The 15,563-nt window shown below is 68.6% G+C and carries 17 protein-coding genes; 9 read left to right on the forward strand and 8 right to left on the reverse strand.

The window, feature by feature from the left end:
* Positions 1 to 231 (forward strand): ketopantoate reductase C-terminal domain-containing protein (locus QQK25_RS13305; RefSeq protein WP_284188338.1); only part of this gene is annotated, 231 nt, incomplete at its 5' end.
* 13 nt (positions 232 to 244) lie between these two features.
* Here the strand turns inward: QQK25_RS13305 and QQK25_RS13310 are convergent.
* Complete coding sequence (locus QQK25_RS13310; RefSeq protein ID WP_284188339.1) at positions 245 to 1,186, reverse strand: LysR family transcriptional regulator; 942 nt, start codon at positions 1,184 to 1,186, stop codon at positions 245 to 247.
* A 133-nt stretch (positions 1,187 to 1,319) separates the two neighbouring features.
* Between QQK25_RS13310 and uraH the strand changes: the two genes are divergently transcribed.
* From uraH to QQK25_RS13350, 8 genes are all read left to right on the forward strand, one after another.
* Positions 1,320 to 1,670, forward strand: coding sequence for a hydroxyisourate hydrolase (uraH, locus tag QQK25_RS13315; protein WP_284188340.1), 351 nt, complete (start codon positions 1,320 to 1,322; stop codon positions 1,668 to 1,670).
* A 31-nt stretch (positions 1,671 to 1,701) separates the two neighbouring features.
* Positions 1,702 to 2,901: a urate hydroxylase PuuD gene (locus QQK25_RS13320; protein ID WP_284188341.1), complete on the forward strand. Its 1,200-nt coding sequence runs from the start codon at positions 1,702 to 1,704 to the stop codon at positions 2,899 to 2,901.
* Between the two features lie 19 nt (positions 2,902 to 2,920).
* Positions 2,921 to 3,466: a 2-oxo-4-hydroxy-4-carboxy-5-ureidoimidazoline decarboxylase gene (gene uraD / locus QQK25_RS13325; protein ID WP_284188342.1), complete on the forward strand. Its 546-nt coding sequence runs from the start codon at positions 2,921 to 2,923 to the stop codon at positions 3,464 to 3,466.
* Positions 3,463 to 4,392 (forward strand): allantoinase PuuE, encoded by a 930-nt coding sequence (puuE, locus tag QQK25_RS13330; protein WP_284188343.1) that lies wholly within the window; start codon positions 3,463 to 3,465, stop codon positions 4,390 to 4,392. The genes uraD and puuE overlap by 4 nt, the downstream gene beginning before the upstream one ends.
* A gap of 22 nt (positions 4,393 to 4,414) precedes the next feature.
* Positions 4,415 to 5,455 (forward strand): allantoicase, encoded by a 1,041-nt coding sequence (alc, locus tag QQK25_RS13335; protein ID WP_284188344.1) that lies wholly within the window; start codon positions 4,415 to 4,417, stop codon positions 5,453 to 5,455.
* Between the two features lie 10 nt (positions 5,456 to 5,465).
* Positions 5,466 to 5,969: an ureidoglycolate lyase gene (locus QQK25_RS13340; protein WP_284188345.1), complete on the forward strand. Its 504-nt coding sequence runs from the start codon at positions 5,466 to 5,468 to the stop codon at positions 5,967 to 5,969.
* 311 nt (positions 5,970 to 6,280) lie between these two features.
* Complete coding sequence (locus QQK25_RS13345; RefSeq protein WP_284188346.1) at positions 6,281 to 7,804, forward strand: nucleobase:cation symporter-2 family protein; 1,524 nt, start codon at positions 6,281 to 6,283, stop codon at positions 7,802 to 7,804.
* A gap of 29 nt (positions 7,805 to 7,833) precedes the next feature.
* Complete coding sequence (locus QQK25_RS13350) at positions 7,834 to 8,691, forward strand: outer membrane protein OmpK (RefSeq protein ID WP_284188347.1); 858 nt, start codon at positions 7,834 to 7,836, stop codon at positions 8,689 to 8,691.
* 54 nt (positions 8,692 to 8,745) lie between these two features.
* Here the strand turns inward: QQK25_RS13350 and QQK25_RS13355 are convergent, their stop codons facing one another.
* The 7 genes from QQK25_RS13355 to ahbB (QQK25_RS13385) form a co-directional block, all read right to left on the reverse strand.
* Positions 8,746 to 11,010: a response regulator gene (locus QQK25_RS13355; protein ID WP_284188348.1), complete on the reverse strand. Its 2,265-nt coding sequence runs from the start codon at positions 11,008 to 11,010 to the stop codon at positions 8,746 to 8,748.
* A 9-nt stretch (positions 11,011 to 11,019) separates the two neighbouring features.
* Positions 11,020 to 11,730 carry a substrate-binding periplasmic protein gene (locus QQK25_RS13360; RefSeq protein ID WP_284188349.1) on the reverse strand — a complete coding sequence of 237 codons (711 nt, stop codon included), beginning with the start codon at positions 11,728 to 11,730 and terminating at the stop codon, positions 11,020 to 11,022.
* Between the two features lie 153 nt (positions 11,731 to 11,883).
* Positions 11,884 to 12,723 (reverse strand): hypothetical protein, encoded by an 840-nt coding sequence (locus QQK25_RS13365; protein ID WP_284188350.1) that lies wholly within the window; start codon positions 12,721 to 12,723, stop codon positions 11,884 to 11,886.
* Positions 12,720 to 13,436, reverse strand: coding sequence for a hypothetical protein (locus tag QQK25_RS13370; RefSeq protein WP_284188351.1), 717 nt, complete (start codon positions 13,434 to 13,436; stop codon positions 12,720 to 12,722). Before QQK25_RS13370 ends, QQK25_RS13365 begins: the two co-directional genes overlap by 4 nt.
* A gap of 140 nt (positions 13,437 to 13,576) precedes the next feature.
* Positions 13,577 to 14,074, reverse strand: coding sequence for a siroheme decarboxylase subunit beta (gene ahbB, locus QQK25_RS13375; protein ID WP_284188352.1), 498 nt, complete (start codon positions 14,072 to 14,074; stop codon positions 13,577 to 13,579).
* Positions 14,071 to 14,541, reverse strand: a complete 471-nt coding sequence (locus QQK25_RS13380) for an AsnC family transcriptional regulator (protein WP_284188353.1) — start codon at positions 14,539 to 14,541, stop codon at positions 14,071 to 14,073. Before QQK25_RS13380 ends, ahbB (QQK25_RS13375) begins: the two co-directional genes overlap by 4 nt.
* Positions 14,538 to 15,563, reverse strand: coding sequence for a siroheme decarboxylase subunit beta (gene ahbB, locus QQK25_RS13385; protein WP_284188354.1), 1,026 nt, complete (start codon positions 15,561 to 15,563; stop codon positions 14,538 to 14,540). Before ahbB (QQK25_RS13385) ends, QQK25_RS13380 begins: the two co-directional genes overlap by 4 nt.

Consider the following 15,563-nt stretch of genomic DNA (forward strand, 5'->3'; position numbering starts at 1 on the left):
CTGCGGGCCGAAGGGCTGGCGCTCGACGAGGCCGCCGCCCATGCCCGCGTCGCGGCGGTCGCCGCCGCAACCGGCGCCAACCGGGCGAGCATGCTGCAGGATGTGCTGGCCGGCCGGAAGACCGAGATCGACGCGATCACCGGCGTGCTGCTGGCGCTGGCCGACCGCCACGGCCTGCCCGCGCCCACCCATCAGGCGGTGTTCACGCTGGTGAAGCGGCTGGAAGGCTGAGCGGGGCGGGCCTTCAGTCCCCGGTAAGGGGCTGGAGTCGCTGGCCGCAGTCGGTGAGGAGGCGGCGGATCCAGCGGTGGGCCGGCGAGGCGTGGTTGCGCTCGTGCCACAGCTGGTAGAAGCGCATCGGCGGGAAGGGGATCGGCGAGGCGACGATGGCCAGCGGCAGCAGGTTGGCGTAGAAGCGCGCGAAATGCCGGGTGGTGGTGAAGATCAGGTCGGTGCCGGGCAGCAGATGCGGCGCCGACATGAAGGACTGCACCTCCACGCGCTCGTCACGGCTGATCTTGCCGGCGGCGAGCACGGTGTCGATCACGCCGCGCTGGGTGATTGCATAGGGCATGGGCACCACGTGGGCGGCCCGCAGGAAGTCCTCCACCGTGAGCCCCCGCGCCGCCAGCGGGTGGCGCGCCGACAGCAGGCACACGATCTCGTCTTCCATCAGCATCGACAGGTGCATCCGCGACGGCGGCTCGGGCCAGTTGCCGATCACCACGTCCAGTTCGCCCTCGGCGAGGGAGCGTTCGAAATCGAAACTCGGGCCCAGCGCCTGCACCGACAGGCGCACGTGGGGTGCCTCCTGGCGCAGGCGCTCCACCACCGCAGCGATGAACACCGGCGCCAGGTAATCCGGCGTGCCGATCCGGAAGGCGGTGCGGCTGGTGGCCGGGTCAAATTGCTCCGGCGCACAGGTCATGCTGTCGATCTCGGCCAGGGCGCTCTTCGCGTGGGAGAGCAGGGCCAGGGCCCGCTCGGTGGGCACCATGCCGTTCTTCTCGCGCACCAGCAGCGGATCGCCAAGCAGCGTGCGCAGCCGCTTGAGGGCGAGGCTCACCGCCGGCTGGGTCTGGTTGAGCCGATGGGCCACCCGCGACACGCTGCGCTCGCTGATGAGCAGGCAGAAAACCCGCAGCAGGGCGGTGTCGAGCTGGTCTTCGGGGCGGGTGCGGGTCATGGCCGGGTTCTCCGCGCGAGGTGTCGCGTGCTTGATATAAGCAAAAAGGTATAAGCGTTATTAGCTCATGTCCATTTAATTATTGTTGCTGTGCACTAAACTCAAATCAAGATCGCAGGCAGGAGATTGCTTCATGGGACGTCTGACCACGCACGTACTGGATACCGCATCCGGCAAACCCGGCGCCGGCATCCGGGTGAGCGTCATCCGCATCGACGGCGAGCGCCGCGAGCTGGGCGCAACCGTCACCAACCACGACGGCCGCTGCGACGTGCCGCTGCTCGAAGGCGCGGCGCTGGTGCCGGGCAGTTACGAGCTGGTGTTTGGCGTTGGCGATTACTTCCGCGCCGCAGGCGTCGAGCTGCCGGAGCCGCCCTTCCTCGACGAGGTGGTGCTGCGCTTCGGCGTGGCCGACGCGGACGCCCACTACCACGTGCCGCTGCTGGTTTCCCCGTGGAGCTACTCCACCTACCGGGGCAGCTGAGCTCCGCCCGCCCCCGCAAGGACGACGCGCCATGGAAACCTACCTGCTCGACTGGGCCAACCTGCTGCTGCGCTGGCTCCACCTGATTACCGGGATCGCCTGGATCGGCGCGTCCTTCTACTTCGTGATGCTCGACAACTCCCTGCGTCCGCCGAAGAAGGCCGCCGACGGCGAGCGCGGCGTGCATGGCGAGCTGTGGGCGGTGCATGGCGGCGGCTTCTACTGCAGCCAGAAGTTCCTCACCGGGCCGCGGGGCGAACCCCTCACCGACGATCTCCACTGGTCCAAGTGGGAGGCCTACACCACCTGGCTGTCGGGCATGAGCCTGCTGGTGGTGATGTACTGGATCGGCGCCTCCACCTACCTCATCGACACTCGCGTGATGGCGCTCGGCCAGAGCGCCGCGGTGGGCATCTCGGTGGCTTTCCTGGCCACGGGCTGGCTGTTCTACGACACCCTGTGCAAGGCGCTGTTCGGACGCGACGGGCTGCTGGCGGTGATCGTGTTCCTCTTCGTGGTGCTGGCCGACTGGCTGCTGCACCAGGTCTTCTCGGCCCGCGGCGCGTACATCCACGTGGGGGCGATGCTCGGCACGATGATGGTCGCCAACGTGTTCTTCCACATCATTCCGGGCCAGCGGCGGATGGTCGTGCAGATCCGCGCCGGCCAGCCGGTGGACCCGCGCCCCGGCCAGATCGGCAAGCAGCGCTCGGTGCACAACACCTATTTCACGCTGCCGGTGCTGTTCATCATGATCAGCAACCACTACCCGATGACCTACTCCCACGCCAACGGCTGGCTGGTGCTGGTGGTGATGATGCTCGCCGGCGTGCTGATCCGGCAGTTCTTCGTGCTGCGCCACCGGGGCCAGGTGAAGTGGTGGCTGCCGGTGGCCGGCGTGGCGCTGATCGCCACCCTGATCGTGCTGATGGCGCCCAGGACGGTGGATGCCGGCGGCGAGCAGGTGAGCCTCGACGCAGTGCGTCAGGTGGTGGCCCAGCGCTGCCTCGCGTGCCACAGCGAGCAGCCCACCCAGCCGGGCTTTGCCCAGCCGCCCAAGGGCGTGGTGCTGCAGTCGCCGGCGCAGATCGAGCAGCACGCCGCCAAGATGGCCGAGACCGTGGCGAGCGGCTACATGCCCCTGGGTAACCTCACCGGCATCACCGACGCCGAGCGCCAGCTGATCGCTCGCTGGCACGCCCAGCAAAGCGTGCCCCAACCTTCCCGCTGATCCCGACCGGTCTTCTGCCATGTCCGACATCCGGCTCACCGATTCCACCCCCAACGCCCTGGCCGCACTGTCGGCGCTGCCCCAGGCCGACTTCATCGCCCGCCTCGGCGACATCTTCGAGCATTCCCCCTGGGTGCCCGAGCGGGCCTGGGCGTCGCGCCCCTTCGCCAGCATCGACGCGCTGCACGCCGCGATGGTCGCCATCGTGGATGCCGCCAGCGAGGCCGAACAGTTCGCGCTGATCTGCGCCCACCCGGAGCTGGCCGGCAAGGAGGCCGCGGCCGGCACCCTCACCGCCCACTCCACCGGCGAGCAGCGCGGCGCGGGGCTCGACCAATGCACGCCCGACGAGATCGTCCGCCTGCGCGGCCTCAACGCCGAATACCGCGCCCGCTTCGGTTTTCCCTTCGTGATCGCGGTGAAGGGTCTGACCCGCAACCACATCATGGACGCCATCGAGGCACGCCTCGCCAACGACCGGCCGACGGAGTTCCGCGCCTGCCTCGCGCAGATCGCCCGTATTGCCCGCTTCCGCCTCGACGCGCTGCTGGGAGCCGCGTCGTGAGCACGGCCTACCCGCGCGACCTGATCGGCTACGGCCGCAACCCGCCCCACGCCGACTGGCCGGGTGGGGCGCGCATCGCGGTGCAGTTCGTCCTCAACTACGAGGAAGGCGGTGAGAACTGCGTGCTCCACGGCGACTCCGGCAGCGAGCAGTTCCTGTCCGAGCTGTTCAACCCGGCCAGCTACCCGGACCGCCATCTGTCGATGGAAGGCATCTACGAGTACGGCTCGCGGGTCGGCGTGTGGCGCATCCTGCGCGAGTTCGAGCGCCGCGGCCTGCCGCTCACGGTGTTCGGCGTGGCGATGGCGCTGGAGCGTCATCCCGAGCTGACCGCCGCCTTCCGCGCGCTGGGCCACGAGATTGCCTGTCACGGCTGGCGCTGGATCCACTACCAGAACGTGGACGAAGCCACCGAGCGGGAGCACATGCGCATCGCCATGGAGATCATCCAGCGCCTCACCGGCGAGCCGCCGCTGGGCTGGTACACCGGCCGCGATTCGCCCAACACCCGGCGCCTCGTGGCCGACCACGGGGGTTTTCTGTACGACTCGGATTACTACGGCGACGATCTGCCCTTCTGGACGTCGGTGACGAAGACCGACGGCAGCGCCGTGCCGCATCTGGTGGTGCCCTACACCCTCGACACCAACGACATGCGCTTCGCGCTGCCCCAGGGCTTCTCCCACGGCGACGAGTTCTTCGACTACCTGCGCGACGCCTTCGACGTGATGTACGCCGAGGGCGACGAGCGTCCGGCGATGCTGTCGGTGGGCATGCACTGCCGCCTGCTTGGCCGGCCAGGGCGTTTTCGCGCCCTGCAGCGCTTCCTCGACCACATCGAACGCCACGACCGGGTGTGGGTGTGCCGACGCGTGGACATCGCCCGCCACTGGATCGACCGCCACCCCCATCGCCCCCAGCCCTGACCGCGCACAAGGAACCCGTACCATGGCCAGCCTTCCCGGAACCCCCGTCTTCGCCCCGCCCGCCGAGCTGCCCGAATGGGCCGCGCGGGCGGTCAATCTCGCCAACCCGCGCCTCGGTGCCCGGGCGCTGGGCGCGTCGGACGACTTCTTCGCCGAAGTGGGGCGGATGCTCAACCCCGATCCCGCCGCCTTCGTGCCCGGCAAGTACGACACCAACGGCAAGTGGATGGACGGCTGGGAATCCCGCCGCAAGCGCGTCGCCGGCCACGACTGGGCGCTGGTGAAGCTCGGCGTGAAGGGCGTGATCCACGGTTTCGACGTGGATACCAGCCACTTCACCGGCAACTACCCGCCGGCGGTGTCCATCGAAGCCACGGTATCGGCCAGCGACGACGTGGCGACGCTGCAGGCCGCGGAATGGACCGAGATCCTCCCCGCCACCCCCCTCGGCCCCAACAGCCATCACCTGCTCGAATGCGGAAGCAGCGACGCCTGGACCCACCTGCGGGTGAACATCTACCCGGACGGCGGCATCGCCCGCCTGCGCGTGTATGGCCGCCCCGTGAGCGCCCTGGAAAGCCTGGCCGGCGACGCGCTGGTCGATCTGGTGGCGATGGAGAACGGCGGCCGAGCCGTGTCGTGGAACGACGCCAGCTTTGGCTCCAGCGTCGCGGCCCTGCTACTGCCCGGCCGCGGCATCAACATGGGCGACGGCTGGGAAACCCGCCGCCGCCGCGAGCCCGGCAACGACTGGTGCGTGCTGGAGTTGGGCGCCCCGGGCACCGTCGAGAAGATCGAAGTGGATACCGCCTTCTTCAAGGGCAATTTCCCGGACCGCTGCTCGATCCAGGCCGCCTGCGTGAGCGGCGGTACCGACCGCTCGATCACCACCCAGAGCATGTTCTGGCAGACCCTGCTGCCCGAGCAGAAGCTGTCGATGGACGCGGTGCACTGCTTTGCCGAGGAAATCGTCCAGCTCGGCACGATCACGCACGTTCGCTTCAACATCTTCCCCGATGGCGGCGTTTCGCGCCTGCGCCTGTGGGGCCGGCCGGCGCGCTGAGGGAGCCAACGTGAAACCCCCGGTCCTGCGCCCCGAGCCGCTTACCCGCGAGGCCTTCGCCCCCTTCGGCGAGGTCATCGAGGCCAGCGACGCGGTGCGCCATTTCACCATCAACGGCGGCAACACCGAGCGCTACCACGATCTGGCCGACATCGACGTCGGCCCCGACGGCCGGGTGATCGTGTCGATCTTCCGCGGCCAGCCGCGCAGCCTGCCCTTTGTGGTGGAGATGATGGAGCGCCACCCCCTCGGCACCCAGGCCTTCGTGCCCCTGAACGGCCGGCCGTATCTTGTGGTGGTGGCGCCCGCCGGGCCGGCGCCCACGGTGGCCGACCTGCGCCTCTTCGTGGCCCGGGGCGACCAGGGCGTCAATTACGGCCGGGGCGTATGGCACCACCCGCTGCTCGCACTCGACACGATCTCCGATTTTCTCGTCATGGACCGCAGCGGCAGCGCGCCGAACTGCGACGAAGTCACCCTCGACCTTCCCGGGCTGATCTCCCAGCCCGTCTGAGCGCAACCTGCGTTCTTCCTGCCATCGGCCCCGGTTGCGTACCGGGGCCTTCTCCCGGAGATGGCCCGGTTTCAGCGATGCCCGAACTTGGTGCTGGATGCACACAATAGATGCACGTTAGGCGACGTTAACGCCATTTAATGGCACTTTTAACGCCTTTTACTGCATTTTGCGGCATGGCATGTTTCTAGCTTTTCCTTTCCTGCAAGCGCAGGGCTGTGGTTGATGAAGTTCTCTTCCAGCGCAGCCCCTGTTCAACCCCGGTGTCGCCGGCAACGGTTGCGGCGGCCCAAACAGGTAAAGGAAAAGACATGTCGGACCTTGCGCACAAAGGTGCCGCCCCCGGGGCGGACGCGGTCGACGAGAAGCTGCCCGGCGGACGGCTGTTCGCCCTTGGCATGCAGCATGTGCTGGTGATGTACGCGGGCGCGGTGGCGGTGCCGCTGATCGTCGGGCGGGCCCTCAAGCTGAGCCCCGAGCAGGTGGCGATGCTGATCTCCGCCGACCTCTTCTGTTGCGGGCTGGTCACCCTGATCCAGTCCCTCGGCCTGGGGCGTTTCTTCGGCATCCGCCTGCCAGTGATGATGGGCGTCACCTTCGCCGCCGTCGGGCCGATGGTGGCGATGGCCAACGCCCAGGGTGGGCCGGAAGGTGCTCGGGCGATCTTCGGCGCGATCATCGGCGCCGGCATCATCTCGATCGCCATTGCGCCGGTGATGAGCCGACTGCTGCGTTTCTTTCCGCCGGTTGTGACCGGCACCATCATCGCGATCATCGGCATCAGCCTGATGCGCGTGGGCATCGGCTGGGCGATGGGCGGCCCGGCGCCCCAGGCCCAGAGCGTGGACGTGCCCAAGCTGGTGGCAATGGTGGACAAGGCCCGTGCCGATGCGGCCACCGCCGCGGCGAGCCAGCCTCCGGGTGCCAGCGCACCGGACCTCAAGCTGCCCGGTCCCGTCCCGATGAAGGACAACCCCAACTATGGCGCCCTCGACAACATGGGCGTGGCGGCCTTCGTGCTGGCGGCGATCCTGCTGCTGGTGCGCTACGCCAGGGGCTTCGTGGCCAACATTGCGGTGCTGCTGGGCATCATCATCGGCTGTGGCGTGGCGGTGGCGATGGGCAAGATGGGCTTCGAGAAGGTCGCCAAGGCCCAGTGGTTCGACGTGGTCACGCCCTTCGCCTTCGGCATGCCGACCTTCGACCCACTGATGATCCTCACCATGACCCTGGTGATGATCGTCGTGATGATCGAATCGACGGGGATGTTCCTGGCGCTGTCGGAGATCACCGGCCGGCGCATCAGCCACCGGGATCTGTCGGCGGGCCTGCGCACCGACGGCCTCGGCACGCTGCTGGGCGGCATCTTCAGCACCTTTCCGTACACCAGCTTCTCCCAGAACGTCGGCCTCGTCGGCGTGACCGGGGTGAAGAGCCGCTGGGTGTGCGTGGCGGCGGGCCTGATCATGCTGGTGCTCGGCCTGCTGCCCAAGATGGCCGCGCTGGTGGAGTCGGTGCCCACCTTCGTGCTGGGCGGCGCCGGGCTGGTGATGTTCGGGATGGTCGCCGCGACGGGTATCCGCATCCTCGCCAACGTTGATTTCAAGGGCAACCGCAACAACCTCTACATCGTCGCCATCTCCGTCGGCTTCGGGATGATCCCCCTCGTCGCGCCGCGCTGGACCCAGCAGATGGCCCACAGCCTGCACCCGCTGCTGGAGTCCGGAATCCTCCTGACCTCCATCGCCGCAGTGCTCCTCAATCTCTATTTCAACGGCGGCGAAGCTGACGAGCGCGGCGCCATCGAGGCTGCCCGCGTGGCCGAAGCCCACTGAACACCATCCAATCCTCAGGGAGCACAACCATGAAAACCATCCAGACCCTTGCCCTCGTTGCCCTTGCCGGCACCGCCAGCCTCGCCCACGCTGCCACCTGGAGCGACAGCTTCCTCGGCTACCGTTACGGCACCCAGTTCCATGAGCCGAGCAACACCAAGGACGTGCGCAAGCATGTGCTGCAGTACAGCCAGGCCAGCGGCTACGCGTTCGGCCAGAACTTCGTGAACCTGGACATCCTGCAGTCCGACAAGAACGACCCCAGCAGCGGCGGCGACACCGGTGCCACCGAGTTCTACCTCACCTACCGCCACCAGCTGCACCTGGGCAAGCTGCTCGAGCGTGATCTGTCCTTCGGCCCGGTGAAGGAAGTGGCCTTCACCGCCGGCTTCGACCTCAACACCAAGAACACCACCTTCGCGCCCCGCAAGCGCCTGCTGGTGGCCGGCCCGACGCTGAAGTTCAACGTGCCCAACAACGGCTTCTTCGACCTGAGCCTGCTCGCCGGCAAGGAGTGGAACCACTGTGGCCTGGCCAGCTGCACCGATCACGAGCATGGCTTCGACAATCAGCTGATCCTCAGCGCCGCCTGGGGCCTGCCCTTCCAGGCCGGCCCGGTGCCGCTCAAGTTTCAGGGCTTCATCAACTACAACACCGACAAGGGCAAGGACTACGCCGGCGTGAAGACCGAGGCCGAAACCCTGATGCGCACCTCGCTGATGGTGGATGTGGGGCAGATGGCCGCCGGGCGCAAGAACACCCTGCTGGTGGGCGTGGGCTACGAGATGTGGCTCAACAAGTTTGGCAACCACGCCACCGCGGCGGGCGTGACCAAGCCGGGCATCAACACCTACGCGCCCACCCTGCAGATGGAATGGCACTTCTGAGCTGGCCCGCTGGCCTACGGGCAGCCGGCCTTCGGGCGGCTTGCCCGGCCGGGCTCAGCCTGGCGCCGGGCCACTCCGGGACAGCCATTTGAGCAGGGTTTCGAAGAGGTGGTCCGGGTCGACGGGCTTGGCGATGAAGTCGTTCATCCCGGCCTCGAAGCAGCGGGCCTTGTCTTCGGCGAAGGCGTTGGCGGTCATGGCCACGATGGGCACCTGGGCGCCGCCGGGGAGCGCGCGGATCGCCCGGGTGGCGCCGGGGCCGTCCATCACCGGCATCTGCATGTCCATCAGGATCAGGTCGTAGGCGTTGCGGCGGGCCAGCTCGACGGCCTGCTGGCCGTCCTCGGCGATATCGACCTTGAGCTGCAGGTCTTCGAGCAGGCACAGGGTCACCTCCCGGTTCACTTCTTCGTCCTCGACGATGAGGATGCGCCGGCCCCGGTGGTCGCGGATCAGGGCTTCCTCGGCCGAGCAGTCGGCGGCCCGGTCGGGGGGGCTGGTGGCCGCGCTGCCCTTCTGCAGGCGGGCGGTGAACCAGAACCGACTGCCCGATTCGAGGGCGCTGACCACGCCGGCGTCGCCACCCATCAGCTGGGCGAAGCGGCGGGTGATCGCCAGCCCCAGCCCGGTGCCGCCGTAGCGGCGGGTGGTGGAGTTGTCGGCCTGCTCGAAGTTGGAGAACAGGCGCTCGGCCACCTCCGGCGCCAGGCCGATACCGGTGTCTTCCACCTCGAAGCGCATCAGCACACTGTCGGGCGTGTCCTCCACCGGGAGGGCGCGCAGGGTGATGCTGCCGGCGTCGGTGAACTTGACCGCGTTGGTGGCGTAGTTGAGCAGGGCCTGCTGCAGGCGGGTGGGGTCGCCCACCAGCGCGTCGGGTACGCCCTGGGCGTCGACCAGCAGGCGCAGCTTCTTGGCCTGGGTCTGGCTGTAGAGCATCGACGAGACGTTGGCGATGATGGCGCCAATATTCACCTCGGTCTCGTCGAGGGTGAACTTGCCGGCCTCGATCTTGGAGAGGTCGAGGATGGCGTCGATGACCTCCAGCAGGTGCTGGCCGGCCACGTTGATCTTGTCGAGGCGCTCGGCCTGGCGGGCGGTCACGCCGTCGCGGCGCAGCAGGTGAGCCATGCCGATGATGGCGTTCATCGGGGTGCGGATCTCGTGGCTCATGTTGGCCAGGAAGGCGCTCTTGGCGATGCTGGCGGCTTCGGCGATCTCGGCCTTGCGGCGCTCGGCGAGGTTGCGCAGGATCAGCACGAAATGGATGTCGTCGGGCTCGGTCATGCGCGACACGGAGAGCTCTGCCGCGAAGTGATGGCCGTCCTTGCGACGGGCCTGCACTTCCGACACCCGGCCGACGAGTTCGCCCAGATCGGGCAGGTGGGCGTCCCGCTCGGTGCTGTCGATGCCGATCCGGCTGGCTGTCGGCACGCCGATGAGCTCGCCGCGCTCGTAGCCCAGCATGTCTTCGGCGGCGGCGTTGGCCGAGAGGATGCGCCCGGCCCGGTCGGTGGTGAGCATGCCCTCGGTCATGCTCTCGATCACCGCACGAAAGCGTGCCTCGTTGCGGGCGGCGGCCAGCAGGGCCTGGCTGCCGGTGAGCTGCAGCGCGTCGATGGAGGCGGCCAGCTCGTCCACCTCGTCGCGGTTGACGCCGGGCGGCAGCAGGGCAGCGAGGGGCTTGCCGCGGGCGGCGTCGCGCAGGTCGTCAGCGGTCACCTCGCGCACCCGGCGGGCGATGATCACCAGCCGGCGGGTGACGACAGTCTGGTAGATCAGCGCCAGCACCGCGGTGACCAGCAGGATCACCAGCGCGTTGCCGAGGACGGTGGCCACCCAGATCCGGGCCATCGCCGCCCGGTCGTCGCTCAGATCCTTGATGAGGGTGAGGGTGCCCAGGTTGTGGGTGCGGCCGTCCTCGAAGTAGATCACCGGGCGGGTGTGCTCGTGGAGGTCGTCGGAGAGCGCGGTGGCGCCAAAGCGCAAGGGCGACTGGCCCTTGAGGTCGAGGCGCACGGCGGAGACATCCGCCAGCTCGGTGATTCCGGCCATCTGCAGCTCGATCTGTTCCCGGTCGAAGGCCCAGGCGCTCTTGGCAAGGGACGGGGTGATGAACTCGCCGAGGGATTCGAGCTGGACTTCGATGTGGTCGATCCGCTGCCGGTAGGCGTAGAAGGATTCGCCGATCGAGACCGCCAGCATCCCGATGCAGCCCACCAGCAGGGCCCACAGCATGAGGCGCCGGGCCACCCGGCTGGAGAGGCCGAGGCGGTCGTGGGCGGGGGCTTCGGGCAGGGCAGGGTGACGTTGGGTCATGCCCCGGTCCTAGTAGATGCCCGACAGGATGCGGTTGTAGGTGCCGTCGGCCTTGAGGTCGCGCAGTGCCTGGCTCAGGCGCGGCACCAGTGGCTGGTGCTTCTTGTGGAGGTAGAGGTACATGTCCACGTCCCTGAGGTGCGGCGACAGGGGCGCGATGCTGGTGAGGCCCAGGCTGCGGGCCAGCTGCATGCCGTCAGCGCGGGTGTACAGCACCAGATCGACGCGGCCGTCGTCGAGCATCCGGAACATCTGGTCGGGTTTGTCCACCTTGTGCACCACCCGGGCGCCGCTGGCGTTGGCCTCGAACATCTTCCAGCCGTTGATGAAGGCCACCCGGTAGGGCTTGAGGCTGTCCCACCCATTGTCGAGGGGGATCGTGGCGTCCTTGGCGAAGGCGACGAAGCTGATCCGCACGAAGCGCTCGGGCACCTGCACCAGGTTGGGATACTGGGCGCTCAGGCCGGCGACGCGAAGCCCTTCGCCGTCCACCTCACCCAGGTTGGCGGCGACGAGGGAGCGTTCGGAGGGCAGACTCACCACCTTGATGTCGACGCCGATGCGGTGGAAGCCCTCGCGGGCGATGTGCTCCAGCGCCTGGCGGTCGAGGGGGGTGTTGTTGGTGCTGATGGTGAGGGCGCTGCCTTCTGCCGCAGCGAGGCCCGCCAGCAGGCTCAGACAGGTGGCGACAAAGGCGCCAAGGAGGAAACGGATGGGCATGGTGCGCAGTTAGGTGAAAGCGGGTGTGCGTTGAGCTGAAGGCACACAAGGAGCAGGCGTCTTTCTTGCCCCTGCGCACCAGTCAGGAATTACGGCAAGACGGGCTGTCCCTGAAGTCTGATGTCTGCTCAAGTCATCCGGATGTCCCCGTCGTCAGGGCGGGCAGCTGGCCGTGGCGCTTTTGGCGGGCACCGACATGAGGTGCCCGCGCAGGTTGCGGATGATCAGCCGGCCGCAGTGCTGGCGAACGATGACTGCGCGCTCCATCCGCTCCGTGCCGCCTTCGTCGTAGCGCACGGTGCGCTGAGCGGGTGGGGCCGGTGCCACCACCCCGGCGGGCCTGGCGTCGAGCAGCGCCATCTCGATGGATTCGGCCACCAGCCGGGCGCATTCGTCCTTCAGCCGCTCGCCGCCACCGGCAAGCCAGTCGCTGCGGGGCTCGGTGCCCTTTGCCGGGTCGGAGACCACCCGCACGATGCCCTGATAGACGCCCTGCGGCCCGGCGGGGGTGCCCCGGAAGGTGATGAGGTTGTCGAGCACGATGGCCTTCTCGTCCTGGGTGAGGGCGAACATCGGCGCGCTCTCGACAACCAGTTCACCCTCGTCGGCGGCCATCGGACTTGCTCGACGGTGCACCCGCTGGCGCAGCTCCGGGTGGCCGAAACCGTCGAGCACGCCGCGGTATGGCGCCACCACCGCGTTGGCGGCGGCGAGCAGCTTCTCCCGCTGGGCCCTGCGGGCCGAATCGACGAGCAGGCTGTGGGTGAGGATGGCGACCACGAGCCCGCCCGCGTTCGGGGCGGGATACATCATCGGCGTGCCTGCCATGCCGTCTTCGTCGAGGCTGGCGACTCCGATGAACTGCACGGGCGCGTCGGCCGGCAGTTGCAGCGACCAGCGGGGCAGCGGCTCGTCGGCAAGGCTGCTGCCGGCGAGCGTCATCAGCGTCAAGGCGGCCAGCCAGCGTCTTCGCCAGGATGGGCGCCGGGTCATTTTGAGGTGCTCGCGGTGGCCCCGTTGCTGGCAAAGGGCTTCAGAAACTGGTCGCGCCCGATTTCGATGGCCTGGTAGAAGGCGTTGGTGAGGCCGGGGTAGGCCGGCGGCTCGTCCCACACCTTGTCGGCGCTCTTGATGACGGCCACGGGCAGATACCACTCGTAGGCGTTGGTCTTCATGTCGATCATGTAGCCCGCGCCGTTGAAGGTGGCTTTCGGGTCGCTGGTGGGCACGTAGCTGGCGTAGTTGCGGGTGAAGCCGACCGTGGTGACGCGGATCATCACGAGGTGATCGATCTGGTGCTGCTGGCCGAGGCCGCGGTAGTCCTTCGGGGCGACGTTGGGCGCCTGGCTGGCGAAGTCCGGCAGGGCGTCGATCTTCACTTCACCGTCGATCACCTTCACGTCGGCGCCGCGCTTCCGCAGCAGGGCGGCGATCTCCTCGCGCAGGGGCAGGGCGTCGCTGGCCGAGAGGGTCTTGGTCTGGGTGGTGAGGGCCGAGTTGGTGGCCGCTGCGGTGGCGTAGCACAGCAGGCAGTCGGCGCCGGGGAAGAAGGTGTCCGGCGCGGGCAGCGGCGCCATCGCGACGCCGATGCGCCCGGCTTGGCCGCTGGCGGCGGGTTCGGACAGGGCGATGGGATTCTGGGGTGCAGTCGCACAACCGGCGAGGATGGCGGCGGCGATCGCCACGCAGCTTGAACGGGCTTTCATCTTGCGCTCCCTGATTTATTGTCGTGACTGGCTGGAATGAACCGGACGCCTGGGTTGCAGCGAATGTCCGGTCCAGCCAATTTCAATATAACAACTGCCAGGGAGGGTGTTGGCGCTGAATGCCGACTTGTTGGCTCAGGTCAACTTTCGGCGCCGATGCGCAGGCCGGTCTTCTTGAGGATGGCGCTGGAGAACAACACGTCGTGCTGCCGGCAGGCCGGGCCGAGGAGGGCGGCGATCTCTTCGATGTGGGCGAGCACGGTGGCGCGGTCGTGGCCGTGCACCATCGCGAAGAGGTTGTAGGGCCAGTCGGGCAGGGCGCGGGGGCGCTCGTAGCAGTGGGTGACGAAATCCAGCCGGCCGATGGCTTCGCCGAGCTCGGCGATGCGGGCGTCGTCCACATCCCACACCGACATGCCGTTGGCGGTGTAGCCGATGGCGTAGTGGTTGGGCACCGCGCCGATGCGCCGGATGCGGCCGCTGTCGAGCATCGCGGCGAGGCGGCGCTTGACCTCGTCGGCGCTCACGCCGAGCTGTTCGGCGAGCAGGTCGTAGGGCCGCGGCACCAGCGGCAGGCCGGCCTGGGTGGCGATGACCAGGCGGCGGTCCAGGTCGTCGGGCGGAGGGGTGGAAGTCATGCCTTGAGCCTCATGTCCACGAAGAATTCCCGCAGCTTGGGAAAGGCGAAGACCGGCAGCCCGGTGGCGGCCTCGATGCGCCGGGTGGCGTCGGCGATGCCGTCGGGGGTTTCGGTGGCGAGCACGAACCACATGTTGAGGTGGTGCTCGCGCCGGTAGTTGTGGGCGACCTCGGGCAGGGCGTTGACGAGCCCGGTGACCTCGGCGAAGCGGTCTTCGGGTACCGCCAGCGCGGCCAGCACGAAGCGCCCACCCAGGCGTTCGATCTGGAACATCGGGCCGAAGCGGGTCAGTACCTTGGCGGCGAGCAGGCGTTCGAGGCGGGCGAGGAGCTCGGCCTCGGTGGTGCCGAGCTCCTCGGCGACTTCGCGGTAGGGCTCGTCGGTGATCGGAAAGCCGCCCTGCAGCGCGTTGATGATGCGCCGGTCGAGCGCGTCGAGGACGGCGGGCGTGGGGCGGGCGCTCATGCGGCGAGGCCCGGAAGTGACTGGCTGAGGTAGCGCGGGCTGGCGGCGTCGGGGGCGCGGTAGCGGGCGCCGCACTGCTTGTAGCAGTCGGTGGAGAACAGCACTGCGGCGGGCACGCCGGCGAGGCCGACGGCCTCGGCAATCTCGTCGCGGCGGGCCTCGACGGCATCGCGGCTGTGGCCGTGAATCATGCAGAACAGGGTGTAGGGCCATTCGGGCCCGGGGCTATGGCGACGGTAGCACAGGCTCACGCCGTCCTGCCCGGCAAGGAGGTGGCCGAGACGGCTCACCTCGGCTTCTGGCGCGGCCCACACGCACATGGCGTTGGCCCGGTAGCCCAGCTCGCGATGCCGCACCACCACGCCGAAGCGGCGCAGCAGGCCTTCGTCCAGCCAGCCGCCGAGGGTGTCGAGCACGCGGGCTTCGCTCATCCCGGCGGCGTCGGCCACGGCGCGGAAGGGGCGCGCCTGCCACTGCAGGCCGTCGTGGAGGGCGTGGATCAGGCGCCATTCGGTGGCCCCGAGTTCGCGCCGCCCGGCGGGCAGGCCCACAGCGTGGCGGGTGCGTCGGCCGCTGATGAGGTCGAAGCCCAGGTCGATGTGGTATTCCTCGACCAGCGGCAGGCTGATCGGCGGGCAGCCGGTGGCGGCGCCCATGGTGCCCAGGAGGTCGGCCAGCTCGGCTTCGCTGCCGGCGTTGGCGACGAACCACAGGTTGTAGCGGTGCTCGCGCCGGTAGTTGTGATTGACGCCGGAGAAGGCGCTGACGATGGCCGCCACCCGGGGCAGGTCGGCTGTCGGCACGGCCATCGCGGCGAGGGTGCTGGCGCCGATGCGGTTGGGGGCGAACACCGGCCCGACGCGGCTGATCTTGCCGCCGTCGCGCAGGGCGGCGAGCTGGGCGAGCACGTCGGCGGTGCCGCAGCCAAGCTGGGCGCCGATGGCGGCCCAGGGCTCGGCGACCAGCGGAAAGCCGCGCTGGAATTCGTTGAGGAGGCGGAATTCGAGGTCGGTGGCGTTCAT

Source organism: Zoogloea oryzae (assembly GCF_030161255.1).
GTDB classification, from domain to species: Bacteria; Pseudomonadota; Gammaproteobacteria; order Burkholderiales; family Rhodocyclaceae; genus Zoogloea; species Zoogloea oryzae.